This is a genomic window from Malaciobacter marinus (genome assembly GCF_003544855.1).
Classification (GTDB): domain Bacteria; phylum Campylobacterota; class Campylobacteria; order Campylobacterales; family Arcobacteraceae; genus Malaciobacter; species Malaciobacter marinus.
In genome coordinates this window covers 2,344,756-2,362,754 of record NZ_CP032101.1, presented here as the reverse complement: position 1 = coordinate 2,362,754, position 17,999 = coordinate 2,344,756, and the positions used below count along the sequence as shown (strand labels likewise).

The 17,999-nt window shown below is 26.8% G+C and carries 17 protein-coding genes; 14 read left to right on the top strand and 3 right to left on the bottom strand.

From position 1 onward, the window contains the following. Positions 1–5 precede the first annotated feature (5 nt). The 5 genes from AMRN_RS11475 to AMRN_RS11455 are packed head-to-tail and all read left to right on the top strand — an operon-like array spanning position 6 to position 2,980. Entirely contained in the window at positions 6–824 is an 819-nt protein-coding gene (locus tag AMRN_RS11475) for a DUF2971 domain-containing protein (RefSeq protein WP_099310449.1), read from the top strand. A 46-nt stretch (positions 825–870) separates the two neighbouring features. Beyond that, positions 871–1,797, top strand: a complete 927-nt coding sequence (locus AMRN_RS11470; protein WP_099310448.1) for a class I SAM-dependent methyltransferase — start codon at positions 871–873, stop codon at positions 1,795–1,797. A gap of 46 nt (positions 1,798–1,843) precedes the next feature. Next, complete coding sequence (locus tag AMRN_RS11465) at positions 1,844–2,338, top strand: hypothetical protein (protein ID WP_099310447.1); 495 nt, start codon at positions 1,844–1,846, stop codon at positions 2,336–2,338. A gap of 1 nt (position 2,339) precedes the next feature. Continuing rightward, complete coding sequence (locus AMRN_RS11460; RefSeq protein ID WP_079576849.1) at positions 2,340–2,531, top strand: YwbE family protein; 192 nt, start codon at positions 2,340–2,342, stop codon at positions 2,529–2,531. Continuing rightward, the gene (locus tag AMRN_RS11455; protein WP_191282129.1) at positions 2,531–2,980 is read left to right on the top strand and encodes a YaiI/YqxD family protein; all 450 of its coding nucleotides are present in this window, start codon (positions 2,531–2,533) and stop codon (positions 2,978–2,980) included. Before AMRN_RS11460 ends, AMRN_RS11455 begins: the two co-directional genes overlap by 1 nt. Here AMRN_RS11455 and AMRN_RS11450 read toward each other — a convergent pair. Continuing rightward, positions 2,971–3,936 carry a helix-turn-helix domain-containing protein gene (locus tag AMRN_RS11450; RefSeq protein WP_099310445.1) on the bottom strand — a complete coding sequence of 322 codons (966 nt, stop codon included), beginning with the start codon at positions 3,934–3,936 and terminating at the stop codon, positions 2,971–2,973. The genes AMRN_RS11455 and AMRN_RS11450 overlap by 10 nt on opposite strands. 120 nt (positions 3,937–4,056) lie before the next feature. Between AMRN_RS11450 and AMRN_RS11445 the strand changes: the two genes are divergently transcribed. The 6 genes from AMRN_RS11445 to AMRN_RS11420 all read left to right on the top strand — a co-directional run bounded on the left by AMRN_RS11445 (position 4,057) and on the right by AMRN_RS11420 (position 12,857). Further along, entirely contained in the window at positions 4,057–6,129 is a 2,073-nt protein-coding gene (locus AMRN_RS11445) for a TonB-dependent receptor (RefSeq protein WP_133116757.1), read from the top strand. A gap of 47 nt (positions 6,130–6,176) precedes the next feature. After that, positions 6,177–7,331 (top strand): MFS transporter, encoded by a 1,155-nt coding sequence (locus tag AMRN_RS11440; protein ID WP_165772833.1) that lies wholly within the window; start codon positions 6,177–6,179, stop codon positions 7,329–7,331. Continuing rightward, positions 7,321–9,078 (top strand): ABC transporter ATP-binding protein, encoded by a 1,758-nt coding sequence (locus tag AMRN_RS11435; protein ID WP_165772832.1) that lies wholly within the window; start codon positions 7,321–7,323, stop codon positions 9,076–9,078. The genes AMRN_RS11440 and AMRN_RS11435 overlap by 11 nt, the downstream gene beginning before the upstream one ends. After that, positions 9,075–10,811: an ABC transporter ATP-binding protein gene (locus tag AMRN_RS11430; protein ID WP_099310441.1), complete on the top strand. Its 1,737-nt coding sequence runs from the start codon at positions 9,075–9,077 to the stop codon at positions 10,809–10,811. Before AMRN_RS11435 ends, AMRN_RS11430 begins: the two co-directional genes overlap by 4 nt. A gap of 143 nt (positions 10,812–10,954) precedes the next feature. Beyond that, on the top strand, positions 10,955–11,767 hold the full coding sequence (locus tag AMRN_RS11425) for a DUF234 domain-containing protein (RefSeq protein ID WP_099310440.1): 813 nt from the start codon (positions 10,955–10,957) through the stop codon (positions 11,765–11,767). Between the two features lie 7 nt (positions 11,768–11,774). Continuing rightward, a complete protein-coding gene (locus AMRN_RS11420) occupies positions 11,775–12,857 on the top strand; it encodes an FkbM family methyltransferase (protein ID WP_099310439.1) in 1,083 nt (360 codons plus the stop codon). On the opposite strand, the gene AMRN_RS11415 is transcribed toward AMRN_RS11420, so the two are convergent. Both AMRN_RS11415 and AMRN_RS11410 read right to left on the bottom strand, forming a co-directional pair. After that, entirely contained in the window at positions 12,854–13,567 is a 714-nt protein-coding gene (locus AMRN_RS11415; RefSeq protein ID WP_228150796.1) for an alpha/beta fold hydrolase, read from the bottom strand. The genes AMRN_RS11420 and AMRN_RS11415 overlap by 4 nt on opposite strands. A gap of 45 nt (positions 13,568–13,612) precedes the next feature. Further along, the gene (locus AMRN_RS11410) at positions 13,613–14,767 is read right to left on the bottom strand and encodes an MFS transporter (protein WP_228150795.1); all 1,155 of its coding nucleotides are present in this window, start codon (positions 14,765–14,767) and stop codon (positions 13,613–13,615) included. 248 nt (positions 14,768–15,015) lie between these two features. Here AMRN_RS11410 and rpsL point away from each other — a divergent pair, with 248 nt between their 5' ends. From rpsL to fusA, 3 genes are read left to right on the top strand one after another with little or no spacing between them, the layout of a single operon-like run. Next, complete coding sequence (gene rpsL / locus AMRN_RS11405) at positions 15,016–15,390, top strand: 30S ribosomal protein S12 (RefSeq protein WP_099310437.1); 375 nt, start codon at positions 15,016–15,018, stop codon at positions 15,388–15,390. Between the two features lie 16 nt (positions 15,391–15,406). Then, on the top strand, positions 15,407–15,874 hold the full coding sequence (gene rpsG, locus AMRN_RS11400) for a 30S ribosomal protein S7 (RefSeq protein ID WP_099310436.1): 468 nt from the start codon (positions 15,407–15,409) through the stop codon (positions 15,872–15,874). 9 nt (positions 15,875–15,883) lie between these two features. Continuing rightward, positions 15,884–17,989: an elongation factor G gene (fusA, locus tag AMRN_RS11395; RefSeq protein ID WP_099310435.1), complete on the top strand. Its 2,106-nt coding sequence runs from the start codon at positions 15,884–15,886 to the stop codon at positions 17,987–17,989. The last annotated feature ends 10 nt before the right edge of the window (positions 17,990–17,999 follow it).

The following is a 17,999-nucleotide window of genomic DNA, read 5'->3' as shown; positions in this document are numbered from 1 at the left end:
TATTTATGAATAACGTTATTTATCACTATTGTAATATTGATTCATTTAAAGCGATTATTCAAAATAAAACTTTATGGCTTAGTTCCATATATAATTTAAACGATTATAAAGAGATACATTGGATAAAAGATAAAGTATCAAATAGAATAAAAGAGCTTACAACAAAGCACAACTTTAAAAAGTATGAGCTTTTTGAAGAGATGTATTTAATACAACATCCTTTAGTTTATGTAGCATCTTTTTCTCAAGGTCAAGATTTATTAAGCCAATGGCGAGCTTATGCAAATGATGGCAAAGGCATTGCTATTGGCTTTAATTCAGAATATTTTGATTATACAAACAATATAAAAATTTCAAAGGTTTTATATAGTGAAGAAGAACAAAATAGACAAATTGAAGAGATATTAGACTCTATTGAGAATTTTGATAACTCTATAATTAAAACAGATTTTGATTGCTTTAAAAAAATATGTCAAGAAACAATTACAAAAATCAATAATCTTGCTGCAAAATCAAAAAGTGAACTTTTTAAAGAAGAACAAGAAGTAAGAGTAATTCATAATCCAATAATTACAAATGACAGAAAAAATTCTCGTTATAACTTTGAAAATAGTATTTCAAATATGAAATTTAGAACTTGTCATGATAATATAATTCCCTATTTTGAACTAAAATTTGATAAAAATAAAGACGATATTTCACCAATTGTTGAGATAATTAAAGGACCTAAAAATAGAGCAATTGACAAAGAGATAAGAATGTTTATGTCAATTAATGGTTTTCATGATATGAAAATTAAAAAATCAAATGCTTCATATAGATAGTATTAATTCTTTCTTTTATATAATTTGTAAAAAATAAAGAGAGTTAATGCAAGATTTTACAAAGCAAAGCATGTTTGAAATATATCAAACTTTACAAGAACTTCTAAAAACACAAAATAGAGTCAGTTTTACTGTTTTAAATCCAGACTTTTTAGCCTCAAGTTATGCAGGAGAAATCGTAGAAATTGAAAACAAAGAGTTTATATATAGAAGTTTTAACTCTTATGTTGATCTAGCTTTACTTTTAGATTGTAAGATATTAACACCAAAATATATAGATGAAAAAAAAGTATCAATAACACTAGAAAAAATCAATAAAGGCAAAAGTTTTCATAATGAAGACTCAAATGAAGAGAAATATGGAGCTTTATCTACTTTTAATCAAATAAATAAAAATGAAGAACCAGATTTTTTGATTAATTATATTAAGTGTTTAGAAAATACGAAAATCTCATCAAGAAAAAAAGTATTAAATCTTGGAGTAAATAGTGCAGGTGAGTTTGAAGTTATAAAGCAACTTTGTGAAAATTTTAATGATATTGAATTTGTGGGAGTTGATTATAGCAGTAGTGCAATAACTCTTGCAAAGGAAAAATTTAAAGAAAATAGTAATGTAAAGTTTTTTGCACATGATATAAATAAACTAGAGCAGTTAGATTTAGGTAAGTTTGATTTGATTATTAGTATTGGAACTTTACAAAGTTCTAATATGAATTTCAATGAAACTTTTATGAATATAGTTCAAAACTATATGGAAAAAAATGCAGCTATGATAATAGGATTTCCAAATTGTAGATGGCATGATGGACAGATGATTTATGGTGCTAAAGCAAAAAATTACTCTTTTTCAGAAATGTCAGTTTTATATAAAGATGCCATGTTTTGTAAAAAATACCTACAACAAAAAAAGTTTAGAGTTACGCTTACTGGAAAAAACTATATATTTTTAACTGCAACATCAATAAGAAAGTAAAATTGCAAATTTTTAGCTATACTTTCATAAAAACAATCGGAGTAAGATGAGATTTAAAGATTTAGAAGAAGAAACAAAAGAGTATTTAAATAAAGAAGTAACAACTCTTTCAAATAGTTTAGGTGGAGTTAATTTCTTTTTACAATTAATAGAAGATATGAAAAATGAGAAAATTAATCCACTTTTAAATAAGAGTTCAACTTTTCACTATAGCAAAGGAAAAGTTTCTTGGAATAAAACTATATATAAAGATACTTTAGTTTTATTATATGAGACAATGAAACTTGAAGAAAAAGATAAAGATTTTTTTGAAAACCTAAAACCTAAAGCTAAAAAAAATACAATAAATATGATGAAAGCATTAAAACCTATAAATATAGAAGTAAGACCTAAAAATCAAGCTGATGGTGAGGGATTTGAACTTACTATAATTGATGCAACAAATAGTGATGCAATAAAAATATCACTTTTATTTAAAGTAGTATTTTTTTACAATATAAGTTTTGTAAAAGAGATATTAAATTATAAAAAAAGTTTGTAAAATGGATAATAAAAAAAGATTTGATATAAAACAAGGTATGAATGTAAATATAGTCTTAAAACAAGACCAAAGAAGTGGAAAGCTTACAAAAGGAGTTGTAAAAGATATCTTAACAAACTCTCCTTTTCATCCCCATGGAATCAAAGTTAGATTACAAGATGGGCAAGTAGGTAGAGTACAAGAGATTTTATAATGATTTTATATGTAGATGGTGATGCTTTCCCTAATCTTTTAAAACCTATTCTTTTAAGAGCAATCGAAAGATTGGCTTTGCAAACTATTGTAATAGCAAACAAAAAAATAAATATTGGTAAATCTTCAAATATAAGTTATATGATAGTAGAGCAAGGAGCAGATGAAGCAGATGATAAAATAGTTGAGCTTTTACAAAAGGGTGATTTAGTTATTACTGCTGATATTCCTCTTGCAAATAGAGTTATAGAAAAACAAGCCCATGCAATAGATCATAGAGGCTTGGAGTATACAAAAGATAATATAAAAGAGTGCCTTGCTATTAGAAATCTAATGCAAGAAATACGCGATAGCGGAGAGATTACAAAAGGACCTGCACCTTTTACTCAAAAAGATGCACAAAGCTTTGCAAATCAATTAAACAATTTTTTTCAAAAATATCAAAAATAAAACTCTTTATTTTTGATGAATTTTTTAGGAGAAATATTAAATCTTTTAAAAAAAGCAGTAGTAAAATTACTTTGGTGTTTATATCCTATAAGCTTGGATATTTCATTAATTGAGTAGTTATTTGTTTCTAAAAGCTTTTTTGCTTCTTCAAGTTTTTTATTAATAATATATGCAAAAACTGTACTGTTATACTGTAATTTAAAATTTTCTTGAAGTTTTGTTTCGTTTGTACTTGCTACTTTTGCTAACTCTTTTAAACTCATATCTTCAAATAAGTGAGTATCTATGTATAAAAGAACTTTATTTAAATACTCTTTTTCTATATTGGGAATCCCTTTTTTATCATCTTTATTTATACTGTTAAACCAGTTATATAAAAGCTCTAAAGTTTGGCTTTGAAGTAACAAATTATCAAGCTTATTATTGTATGTTGTATTAAAAATAGTATTTAATGTGTTTAACGTATCAAAAGTACAAGGAGAGTCTTTTATAAACTCAAAAAAAGGTTTTTTATTTAGATTCTCAATTATTGTATTTAAATTACTATTGTCTTCTTGCAAAATTTGATTTTTTATAAATTGATTTGTGGCAACAATATTTATAATTTTTAATGAGGAACCTTTTTTATAAAAACTTTTACCATTTTCTTGATTTAAAGCTGAAACTGCTAAATGATTTGGTTTAAAAGTTTTTTTTATTTTAAAATCTTTATTTTCATAATTTATCTCTCCATTTAGAAAAGCTGAAAAAGAAAAAAGTGTACTTTCAAACTTGTTTTCAATAATAAAATCTTCTTTTACATCAATATGAAATTTATGAAAGTATAAGCCCTTTGTTATGGGGATAATTGATATTTCACCATTTGCAAGATTCTTTGGTATTTCAAAAATATTTGAATTAATTGAGTTTTGTTGATTAATCTCTTCAATGTTTTCAAAAGTAATTGTTTTTGTCATTTATTCTCTTTTAATATTTTAAGCATAAAAAAAATTATTTTTATAATAAATACGATATTGATATGCATTATCAAATTAAATATAATACAAAAATAATTTAAAACCCCTTAAGGAGAAATTTTGAAACGAGTATATATGAATACTTTATTACTTGCAAGTTTAAGCTCTACACTTTTTGCAAATGATGTAGTAAAACTTGAAGATATAACTGTAACCGCACAAAAGAAAAAAGAGTCTAAACAAGAAATAGCTTTGAGTTTAGATATTTTAAATAGTAAAGATATTAAAGAACAAAAGATTTTAGATACAGAAGATATTGTAAATAGTACTCCAGGCCTTTTTATGATAAAAACAAATCATCATGGAACAGCAGGTTTTTTATCTTTAAGAGGTATTACTCCTACTATGGAAGGTGAACAATCAATTGGATTTTTTGTTGATGATATATATTATCCTATGTTTGACAGTGAGATTTTAGATATAAAAAGAGTAGAGGTGTTAAAAGGACCTCAAGGTACACTTTATGGAAAAAATACAGAATCAGGTGTTATTAATATAATTACAAATAAACCAGTAAATGAAAATAGTGGAAATATTGAATTTGGTTTAGCAAATAATAATACTCAAGAGTATAAAGCTTTGGTAAATACTAAACTTATTGATAATGAGGTGTTTTTAAGAGCTGCTCTTAGAAAGTATAAAAGTGATGGCTATTTTGAAAATAAATACAATAATAATAAAAAATCAGATCATACAGATGGTATTGATGGTAGAGTTGCTTTAAGATATCTTCCAACAGATAATTTAGATTTTATACTTTCATATGATAGAAATGATTATGAAAATGGATATTCAGGTTTTAATACACTTAATGAAGTATTGAAAAATCCAGGAAAAGTTAATGTTGATTTTGATGGAAAAGGTGAATTTAAAAATGATAAATTTGCATTAAAATCTATTTATGAAAATGAGAATTTGACTTTTACTTCAATTACAGCAGCTAGTAATACAAAAAATATAGATTATAATGATTTAGATTTTACTACTAATGATTTGATGAGACTTAAAACTAATAGAGATATAGATTTCTTATCTCAAGAGTTTAGAGTTAATTCTTCTTATAAAAACTTAAAATATTTAATAGGCGGGTATTTTAGTAAAGAAGACAATAAGGAATCAGTTGACTTTGAGATGCGACAAGCAAATCCTTTATACGGAATGCCAAAATTTACTAAACTTACAAGTAGTGATGATAGTACAAATAATTATGCTTTATTTTCTCAAGCAAACTATGCTTTTAACTCTTTTTTTGATGTGACACTTGGACTTAGATATGATAAAGAGCATAAAGATTATAAATATAAAGTAGGTTATGATAAAGATTTATCAATGTTTGGTATGATAAAAGATTCAATTAAAAAAAGTAAATCCTCTTCTCAAGTATTACCAAAAGTTTCATTTAACTTTAACTTTGAAAAACATCTATTATATGCAAGTTATACAAAAGGGTATAAAGCTGGTGGGTATAACTCTTTAGCACCAATTAATAATCAAGAGTTTGAAGATGAACTTTCTAATAACTTTGAAATAGGTTTAAAATCTAGATTTTTAAATGATAGATTATTTACAAATTTGGCAATATATCAAATTTATATTGATGATCAACAAGTAGAACAACAGTATTATCCAGATTCAATTACTTCAAATGCTGGAAAATCAGAGATTAAAGGTTTAGATTTAGATATAACTTATCAAGCAACAGATAAATTAGTATTATCAGCAGGTATAGGTTATAACGATTCAAAATTTGATGAATATAAAGATAATATTTTAGATGGTTCAGGAAATATAATTGGACAAAAAGATTATAGTGGTAAAAGAGCTCCTAATACTCCAAAATATACATACAATATCACCGCAAAATATAATTTTTTAGCAGATACTTATATTCTTGCAAAATTAAATGGTGTAGGAGACATATATTATAATTTAGATAATAGTGTAAAACAAAAATCTTATGAACTTGTAGATTTAAGTTTTGGTACCTCTTTTAATAATTGTGATATAAGATTATGGAGTAAAAATATTTTTGATAAAACTTATACAACAAGAGCTTTTGAGATGAATAATGAGTGGTATGCAAGAGCTGGTGAGGGTAGAACTTTTGGTTTTGAACTTGCATATAAATTTTAGTAGAGAAGCTTATGTATATTTTTTCTAAGAAATCTAGTTTTTTATTGGTGTTATATACCACGCAATTTATTCCTTTAGGATTTTTCTTTGGTGCAATTCCTGCAATACTTGCAACAAATGGTGTATCAATGGAAACTATTGGAACTATTTATATGTTAGGACTTATCTGGGTAATAAAGTTTTTATGGGCACCTTTTATAGATAAAAATAAAATTAGCTTTTTAAAAGGACATTATCGTTCTTGGTTAATAGTAGTTCAAATACTTTTATCATTAAGTATGTTCATTTGTAGTTTTTATCCAATAACATCTTCTTTTACAGTATCACTTATTTTGATACTTTTTATTAACTTTTTCTCTTCTACTCAAGATATATGTGTAGATGGATTAGTTGTAAATAGTATAAAAAAAGAGCAGTTACAATATGCAAACTCAATGCAAACAGCTGGAACTTTTTTAGGTTCATTTATTGGACTTTGTTTACCTTTATATTCTTATGAAGTTTATACGTGGAAAGTTACACTTTCAATTTTGAGTGTTTTTGTTATATCTCCAACACTTTTGTTGCTTTTTTATAAAGAAAAGATTAATGATATTAAACCTGAAAGAGTAAGTTATTTTAAAATACTTGGTTTTTTAGGAAATAAGAAAGTTTTAAAACTTCTTATTATTATGACTCCTGCATATTTTGTAGTTGAGGGAAGTTTTTCTTTAATTCAACAACTATTGATTAAAAATGAATGGACTTTAATACAAATAGCTATTTCTCAAAATATTATTGGTTCATTTTTTGGTATTTTTGCAGCTTTTTTATCTGGATATATCATGGGATTTTTAGGAAAATATAAAAGTTATTTTTTGATATCGACTTTGATTTTATTTGATATTATTGTTATGATAAATTTAGAATTATTTGTAAATAACCATATTTTAACAACACTATTCCTTTCATATAATTACTTTTGTTTAGGTCTATTTATGACTTTATACTATACTTTTATCATGGAAAATAGCTCAAGAGAGTTTGCAGGAACACAAGTAAATATTCAACATGGATTGATGCTTTTTGTATCACTTGTTTTTACAAAAATATTTTTATCTATAAGTTCTATGTATGGCTTTAAAATAGCTTTTATTTGTTTAGCTTGTATTTATTTGTTTTCATATTTTTATGCAATTTGGAGATTTAAAAATGAAAACTAAAAAAGTTCAATTATTAAGACTTCTTCAAATAGCAAAAGCTAAAAAATATTTACTTTTTATAGCTTGTCTTTTTGCAGTTTTACATGCAATATTGACTTTGGCCCCTTATATTTTAAGTTATGAAATTTTAAATCAAACTACAAGTAATGACTTGGATATTAAATTATTAAAAACCTATGTATTTTATACAATAATTACAGTTGTAATATCATATTTATGTTTATATATTGCACTTATATTTTCACATATGGCAGCATTTGAAATTCTATATAATTTTAGAGTTTTAATAGCAAAAAAACTTGCAAGCTTGTCAATAGGTTATTTACAAAATAGGGCAACAGGAGAGTTGAAAAAAATATTAGTTGATGATATTGAAAAAATAGAGAAGTTTATTGCACATAATTTAATAGATATAATAAAAGCTTCTATAATGCCAATTATTATTTTAATATATATGTTTATTATAGATTATATATTAGCTATTGCAAGTTTAATTCCTCTTATAGTTTTTTTTCTTTGGCTTCTTGTGTTATTTAAAACAAAAGCTTTGCAAGAAATAACTAAACAATACTCTAAAAGTACAAAAAAAATGGATAGTGTTATTGTTGAATATATTCGTTCAATTGCTTTAATGAAAATTTTTAATCAAGATGCAAATAGATTTAAAAACTATAAAAACACAGTTGAAGAACATACTTCTTGTGTAAAAGAGTATATTGAAAAGAATAGTGGATTTTACGCAATTATAGTTTCATTTATTAGTAATTCACTTCTTCCTATTTTAGCTTTTGGTGTATATTTTTATTTTCAAAAAGAGATAAATTTTGCTACTTTGTTACTTTTTTTAATTTTAGGGGTTGCTTATTTAAAACCTGTATTAGCAATTTCAACTTTAGCAAATAGCATATTTATAACTTATGAAGCTGTGAATGAAATTGATAATATTTTAGAAGAGAAAGAGAAATTAATACTTAATAATAAAAAAGCAAATTTTAAAAACTATGAGATTGAATATAATAATGTAAGTTTTGCATATGGTAAAAAAGAGGTTCTTAAAAACATAAATTTAAAACTTAATCAAGGTGAAATAACTGCATTTGTTGGATTAAGTGGAGCTGGAAAAACTACTTGTGCAGAACTATTAGCAAGGTTTTATGATCCTCAAAAAGGTTATATTTCAATTGGAGGAGTTGATATAAAAAGCGTTAGTTACTCTTCTTTAATTGATAAAGTTTCTTTTGTTTTTCAAGATAACTTTATGTTCAATAGTACTATATTTGAAAATATTGCAATGGGTAAAGATGTATCTTTAGAAGAAGTTATAAGTGCTTCTAGAATTGCACAAGCCCATGATTTTATCTCTAAATTAGAAAATACTTATGAAACTGTCTACTCTAAAGAAGTCTGTTTAAGTGGAGGACAAATACAACGAATACAGTTAGCAAGAGTTGTTCTAAAAGATTCACCTATTGTCATTTTAGATGAAGCAACTTCTTTTTCCGATGCAAAAAATGAGTATGAAATTCAAAAAGCATTAAGTGAAGTTATTAAAAATAAAACAGTAATTATGATTGCACATAGACTTTCAACTATTCAAAATGTACATAAAATAGTAGTTTTTAATGAAGGTAAAATACAAAGTATTGGAAAACATGAAGAGTTATTAGAAGTTTGTGATACTTATAAATTTATGTGGAATAATTATATAAATAGTAAAGAGTTTGAGTTAAAAGGAAGTGATAAATGAGTTTTATTAAAAATATACTTTTTATAATAGGTAATTTTAAACAAGAGTTTTATAAAGTGGTCGCTTTTCATATGATTCACTCTTTTTTAATATCTTCTTCAAGTGGAGTTTTAGTAGCTATTTTATGGGAGCTTCTTAAAAAAGAACCTAATAGAGTTTTTGTTTACTCTTTAGTAGGCTTATTAACTTTTTTTTTATTATTACAACTTTTTATCTCAAAAATTACATATAAAAGAGGTTCTAAACTTACTTATTCAATCTCTAAAGAGTTAAGAATGAGATTAGGAACTCATATATATGAGTTGCCATTAGGTATATTAAATAAAAAACATAGTTCTTATTATTCTTCTTGCTTATTGCAAGATATTAGAATTTTTGAGAATTTTTTTTCCCATAGCATACCAAGTACCATAACAGGAATTTTTTCTGTTTTTTTTATACTTTTGTTTTTAGCTTTTTTAGATTATAGATTAGCTTTTGTTTTAACTTTAGGAATCTTGTGTATTGTACCTTTTATATATTTTGCAAACTTAATTGTTGTTTATTTTGGAAAAAAACATATTGAAGCAAAAGAAGAGATGTCAAAGCAGTTTTTAGAGTATTGTGAAGGAATGAAATATTTAAAAAGTTTTAATTATATTGACAAAAAATATAAGTTATTAGAAAAAGTCTTGTATGATTTTAAATTAAAATCATTTAAATTAGAGATGTTTCCAGGGCCATTGATTTTATTATCATTTGTTTTTTGTGAATTGGGATTTTTGTTTATGGTATTTTATGCATTAAACTATTTTAATGATAATAGTTTAAACTTAACTTTTCTTGTGGCTTTTTTAATAATAGGATATAGATTATTTGAACCAATAAAAGTCTTTTTAGTAGATTTTTTAGAGTTAAAATATATGAATAATGCAATTATTAGGATTAAAGAAATTTTAGAACTTAAAACTATAAAAAGAATTCCTTCTTTTAAAAAATTAAAAAACAGTGAGATAAAATTTGAAAATGTAAGTTTTTCATATGATAACAAGGAGCTTTTAAAAGAGATTAACTTAACTTTTCCATCAAATGATATTAGTGTTTTAGTTGGTTTAAGCGGAGAAGGAAAAACTACAATTTTAAGTCTAATAGCAAGATTTTGGGAAGTAAAAAGTGGAGAGATTAAATTAGCAGGAGTAAATATAAAAGATATTCCAATAGAAGAGCTTTACTTAAATATAAGTCAAGTTTTTCAAGATGTATATTTGTTTGATGATACTATTTATAATAATATACAAATAGCAAAAATAAATGCTTCAAAAAATCAGATTATAGAAGCTTGTAAAAAGGCAAATTGTTTAGAGTTTATCGAAAAGCTAGAGAATGGTTTTGATACAAAAGTAGGAGAGGGAGGTACAAAATTAAGTGGTGGAGAGAAACAAAGAATTAGTATTGCAAGAGCTTTTTTAAAAGATGCACCAATTTTACTTTTAGATGAACCAACATCTTCTCTTGATAGTATAAATGAGTATTTTGTACAAGAATCAATTTATAAACTTACAAAAAATAAAACAGTTATCATGATAGCTCATAAACTAAAGATGTTAAAAGGAATTAAAAATATTTATGTAATAAATGATAAGAAAATTGCACAAAAAGGTAGTTTTGAGCTTTTATCAAAAAGTGATGGTTTATTTAAAGATATGTTAGCTTACCAAGAGAAAAGTTTAACATGGCAAGTTATAAAATCATAGAAAAATAATATCACATTAAAAGATAGTTACCTTTTATGTTATAATTACAAAAATAAAATATAAAAGGCTTTACTATTATACTAAATGATAAAACATTAATAGAACAATTTAAGATATTTTGTGAAAAGAATAAACCAAAAGATATGCAAACAGCGGTAAATTACTTTGCTGTTTTTGGTGGATTAGATGTTAAAATTGATACATCAAAACCTCTTAGAACACTTATCATAAGGCATATTTTAGATGAGTATTATGAGATTCAAGAGAGTATAGAAAAACTAACTCAAAATAATGCTCCTTATCATAAAATATTAACAGGGCTTGCACTTGGAGATAGAAGAACAACAACAGCATTTAAAAGAGCTGATGTTGACTATGATGAGGGAATAGAAACAATTTCAAACTTAGCTCATTTGGGAATATTAACAAAAGAGACACCTGTTGATTTTGTACAAAGTGAAAAAATAAGAAATGAAAAATTAAATAAACTACTATTCACAACACCATTTTTAAGATTTTGGTTTGCTTTTGTATCTCCTTTGTATAGAGGAATAGCTAGAGAAGAGTATGATGAGAGTTTTGAAAGATTTAATAACTATCAATTAGAGTTTATGCACTTAATATTTGAACAATTAAGTCATGAGTTTATTAAAAGTGCTTTTGCTGATGATGAGATTGAAAAAATCGGAAGATATTGGGATGAAGATAAAAATGATTTAGATTTAATTGCCAAAACAAAAAGTGGAAAAATCTTAATTGGAAGCTGTAAATATACAAATACAAAAGTTAAGAAAAATGAACTAAATAGATTGCATGCAATTTGTGAAAAATTAGAAATTGTACCTGATTGTACAGTACTATTTTCAAAAAGTGGATTTTCAAATGAACTAAAAGCTGAAAAAGGGAATGCTTTAAAACTATATACAGTTAAGAGTTTAAAAGCACTAATACTTTAATTTATTCATGCTAAATCTTATTGATGAAACTTACATAAATAAAAAAGATAAAGAGCTTGTAGAAGAGTTTCTTTACTCTTTTACTAAAAAGAAATTTATTCTTGGAATTAATAAATATACAAAATCTATTCAAAAACATGTACAAATTGATGGAATAATTGATGATTTTACAAGGGTGCAAAGTTCAAGAAAAAAATCAATTTATAAAATTGATGAGGTACCAAAAGATGCACTTATTCTATCTGTATCAACAGGAAGTCCTTTAGAAGTAAAAAGTGTACTTGATAAAAAAGGTTTTGAAAATATAAATTATCTTAGCTTTTATAAATATAGTAAAATAGAAAAAGAACTCTTAGCAAAACCACCTTTTATAACTGACTTTGAGGATGATTTCAAAAATAATAAAATAGAGTATGAAAAAGTTTACAATCTACTTTGTGATGAAAAGTCAAAAGAGATTTTTACAAAAGTAATAAATTTTAAGATAAGTTTTGATTTTGATTTTATGCAAGGATTTACAAATAATCACAAAGAACAATACTTTGATAAAGAGTTAGTACCAAATATCAAAGATATAGTTTTTCTTGATGGTGGTTCATATGTGGGTGATACTATTCCTCAAATTATAAGTAATTTCCCTGATTTTAAAAAGATATATTGTATTGAACCAAATAATTTGCATATAAATATAGCAAAAAAGAATTTTTCTAAATATGAAAATATTGAGTTTATAAATTGTGGATTAGGAAATAAAAAAATAGAAAATATGACAAATCAACAACTACAAAATAACTGTGCACATGATTATCAAGCATCAAATATAAATACAATAGATAATTTGATAAATGAAAAAGTTGATTTTATAAAGCTAGATATAGAAGGTGCAGAACAAGATGCTTTAATTGGAGCAAAAAATACAATAAAAGAAAACCAAGCAATCCTTGCTATTTGTATATATCATAAAGCACAAGATTGGTATAAAATTCCTCAAATTGTACTAGATATCAATCCAAATTATAAAATTTATCTAAGACATTATATGGAAGGTATTTTTGAAACGGTTATGTATTTTATACCAATTAAAAATTAACTTTTACAAAACTTCTCTACTTCACTAGCAAAATAAACAGGACACTCTATCATTGGGTAGTGTCCTGCTTCCATACACTCTATGATCTTAAAATCATTATAATACTTTTCAAACTGTTTTTTGATGGTACTTTTATTAAAAGCTGGTAAGTCATGGTGTCCTAGCATTATTTTGATTGGTATATTTATATTTTTTACTTCATTTATAAAATCAGTTGTTAAATACATATTCATATATCCAGTTCTAGCTTCTAAAGTTGAAGAAGTATATCCCATTTTGATTCTATAATCTTTCCATTGTTGGTTGTATCTTTTACTTGCACTTTGTACTACTTGCTCAATTAGCTCTTTATTATCTTTCATTTTTTCTATTAGCTTAGCTTGGGCTTGTGGTTTCATTTTTATGCCAGCAGCTGAAATTGGTGTGATTAAAATTAGTTGTTTGATTCTATTATCAATTAGGGCTACTTTTTGAGCTATCATTGTAGACATTGAATGAGCTAATAAATTTACTTCTTTTAAGTTTAATTTTGTGATTAGATTCTTAATATCATTTGAAGCTTCAGCACAAGTATAGTCACCCTTTAACTCTTTTGATAAACCATAACCTCTTAAATCAATAAAATAGTATGTGAAATCTTTTGTATTTAAATATGGAAGTATTGCTTCATAGTTTCTACAATCTCCCATAAGTTCGTGTAGGAAGAAAATTGCTTTATTTCCTGAGCCTACTTTTTTATAATTTAGATAGATTTTTTATCCTTTGAAATTATATTTTTTCAAAAATATCGTACATAAAATTGCACCAATTAAAGCCATAAATGCACCAATTAAAGCTGGGTAGTTATAATCAAATCCTAAAAATAATGGAATACCACCAAAGAAGGCACCAAGTGAATTTGCAACATTAAAAGCAGCTTGTAAAAAAGCAGCACCTAACATAGCTGAATGTTTTGCACTATTTAACATAATCATATTAATAGGCGCTCCAATAGACATGGCTAAAGCCCCGCAAATAAATGTTAATATTATAGAGACAATTTGAATTGATGAGAAGAAGAAAACTAAATTTAAAGCTATTACCATACTTGATAATAAAAATATTGCTACTTTAATTGGATTTTTCTTATCTGCTAAATTTCCTCCTAAGATATTTCCAACAACCATACCCGCACCTGCTACAATCATAAGATAAGAAACATTTCCTTCATCAAAATTTGAAACATGAATTAATAAAGGTGCGATATAACTAAACCATGCAAATAGCCCTCCAAAACCAATTGCAACGATAAGTAAAATATGCCAAGCTTTTATTGTTTTGAAAAACTCTAATTCCTCTTTTAATGTTACAGTTCTTAAATGTTTTTGTTTTGGAAGATATTTATATAAAGATATTATTGTAATTATTCCTATTAAAGAAACGATACCAAAGGCATATCTCCAATGATAATGGTGCCCTATATATGTAACAAGAGGTACCATGGCAAGATTTGCAACTGTAAGTCCTGTGAACATGGATGCAATTGCTTGAGCTGCTTTTCCTTCTTTTGCAAGTTTAGCTGCAACTACAGTTCCTACACCAAAAAAAGCACCATGGGGTAAACCACTAAAAAATCTTGATATCATTAAAGTATTATAATCAGGTGCAATAGTTGATAGAAAATTAAAAAATGTAAATAAAACCATAAAACTTATAAGTACATTTTTAGGAGTAAATTTTGCACTTAATGCAACTAAAATTGGTGCACCAACTACAACACCAAATGCATATGCAGATATTAGATGTCCAGCAACTGGTATTGTTATATTTATATCATTTGCAACATCTGGTAAAAGCCCCATTATTACGAACTCTGTTGTGCCAATTCCAAGTCCACCTAAGGCTAATGGAAATAGTTGTTTTGTCATCATAAAATATTCTTTGTATTAATTTTTGCGAATTATAGTAATAATAGTTTAAATTAAAGTAATAGTATTGTATTAAAGTGATTTAATTATTAACTAAGTACTGTTTAAGATTAAATTAAGTATAATCACGAACTTTTTTAGAAAACTTCACGTTTCCTAGAATGGTAGTATCGTTTCAACAATATGTTGATTTGCACGAGAAGCATGAGCATTGCTTTAATTGCTCAAACCAATTTAAATAAAGGGAAAAAATGCCTACTATCAATCAATTGATTAGAAAAGAGCGAAAAAAGGTGATTAAAACATCTAAATCACCAGCATTAGAAAAATGTCCACAAAGAAGAGGGGTATGTACAAGAGTATATACTACAACTCCAAAGAAACCTAACTCGGCTTTAAGAAAAGTTGCAAAAGTTAGATTAACAACAGGTTATGAAGTAATTTCATATATCGGTGGTGAAGGTCACAACTTACAAGAACACTCTATCGTATTAGTTAGAGGGGGAAGAGTTAAGGATTTACCTGGTGTTAAGTATCACGTTGTAAGAGGTGCTTTAGATACAGCTGGTGTTGCAAACAGAACTGTTGCAAGATCTAAATATGGTACTAAAAGACCTAAGAAATAAGTAGAAGGATAAGAAAATGAGAAGAAGAAAAGCTCCAGTTAGAGAAATTATGGCTGATCCTATCTACAATAGTAAAGTGATCACGAAATTCATTAATACTGTTATGTTAGATGGTAAAAAATCAGTAGCAGAAAAAATTATGTATGGTGCAATTGCAAACTTAGATACTAGAGGTGAAGAAGCTGGTATTGAACTGTTTGAAAAAGCAATTGAAAATGTTAAACCACTTTTAGAAGTTAAATCTAGAAGAGTTGGTGGAGCAACTTATCAAGTTCCTGTTGAAGTTAGATCTGTAAGAAGACAAACTTTAGCACTAAGATGGATAGTAGAAGCTTCAAGAAAAAGAAACGAAAGAACTATGGTTGAGAGATTAGCTAATGAGTTATTCGAAGCAGCGAACGAAAGAGGTGCATCATTCAAGAAGAAAGAAGACATGCATAGAATGGCAGAAGCTAACAAAGCATTTGCACACTATAGATGGTAGGAATTATTAATGGCTAGAAAAACACCACTTAGAAGAGTTAGAAATATCGGTATTGCAGCGCACATTGATGCAGGTAAAACAACAACTACTGAAAGAATTTTATTCTATACAGGAGTTTCTCACAAAATTGGTGAGGTTCATGATGGTGCTGCAACTATGGACTGGATGGAACAAGAGCAAGAAAGAGGTATTACAATTACTTCTGCTGCTACAACTTGTTTTTGGCCACACCCTAAAACAAATGAGCAACTACAAATAAACATTATTGACACTCCAGGTCACGTTGACTTTACAATTGAAGTTGAAAGATCTATGAGAGTTCTTGATGGTGCAGTTGCAGTATTTTGTTCAGTAGGTGGGGTTCAACCACAATCTGAAACTGTTTGGAGACAAGCTAATAAATATAAAGTACCAAGAATGATATTCGTTAATAAAATGGATAGAACTGGTGCAGATTTTTTTAATGTTGAAAAACAAGTAAATGAAAGACTAAAAGCTAATCCTGTTCCAATTCAAATACCAATCGGTGCAGAAGAAAACTTCCATGGTGTAGTTGATTTAGTAAAAATGAAAGCTTTAGTATGGGACGAAGATGCTGCAATGGGTTCTGCTTATTCAGTAGAAGAAATTCCAGCTGAGTTATTAGAACAAGCACAAGAGTACAGAGAAAAAATGATTGAAGCAGCTGCTGAATCTTCAGAAGAATTAATGGAAAAATATTTTGAAGAAGGTGATTTAAGCGAAGAAGAGATTATTTCTGGTCTTAAAGCTGGTTGTTTAGCTATGAATATTACTCCTATGACTTGTGGTACTGCTTTTAAAAATAAAGGTATTCAAACTTTACTTGATGCAGTTTCTACATATTTACCAGCTCCAACAGAAGTTGCAGATATTAGAGGTGAAACTCAAGATGGTGAAGCAGTAATTGTTCCATCAACTGATGAGGGTGAAGTTGCAGCCTTAGCATTTAAAATTATGACTGACCCATTTGTTGGACAGTTAACTTTCGCAAGAGTTTATAGAGGTGTTTTAGAATCTGGAACATATGTAATGAACTCAACAAAAATGAAAAAAGAAAGAATCGGAAGATTACTTAAAATGCATTCAAATAATAGAGAAGAAGTTTCTCAATTATATGCTGGTGAAATCGGTGCAGTAGTTGGTCTTAAATCAACTGTTACAGGTGATACACTAGCTTCTGATAAAGATCCAGTGATCTTAGAAAGAATGGAATTCCCTGAACCAGTTATTTCTGTTGCAGTTGAGCCAAAAACTAAAGCTGACCAAGAAAAAATGGGTATTGCATTAGGTAAATTAGCAGAAGAAGATCCATCATTTAGAGTTGCAACTGATGAAGAATCTGGACAAACTATTATTTCAGGAATGGGTGAGTTACACTTAGAAATTCTTGTAGATAGAATGAAAAGAGAATTTAAAGTTGAAGCTGAAGTTGGTGCTCCACAAGTTGCTTATAGAGAAACAATTAAAAACCAAATTAAAAATGAATTTAAATATGCAAAACAATCTGGTGGTAAAGGTCAATATGGTCACGTATATTTAGATATTAAACCATTAGTTGATTCAGAAGATAACTTTAAATTCAACAACGCAATTAAAGGTGGGGTTGTACCAAAAGAGTATATTCCAGCTGTTCAAAAAGGTTGTGAGGAAGCTATGCAAGGTGGTATCCTAGCTGGTTACCCAATGGTTAATATTGAAGTAACATTATATGATGGTTCTTACCATGATGTTGACTCATCTGAAATGGCGTTTAAATTAGCTGCATCTATGGGTTTCAAAGAAGCTTGTAGAAAAGCTGATGCTCAAGCTATAATCTTAGAACCAATGATGAAAGTTGAAATTGAAACTCCTGAAGAGTATATGGGAGATGTTATCGGTGACGTTAACAAAAGAAGAGGACAAGTTCAATCAATGGATGATAGAGCTGGTGTTAAACTAGTTACTGCAATGATTCCATTATCTGAAATGTTTGGATACTCAACTGACTTAAGATCAATGTCTCAAGGTAGAGCAACTTACTCTATGTTATTTGATGCTTATCAAGAAGTTCCAAAAAATGTTTCTGAAGAAATTATTAAAAAAAGAAATGGTTAATAACCTTAAA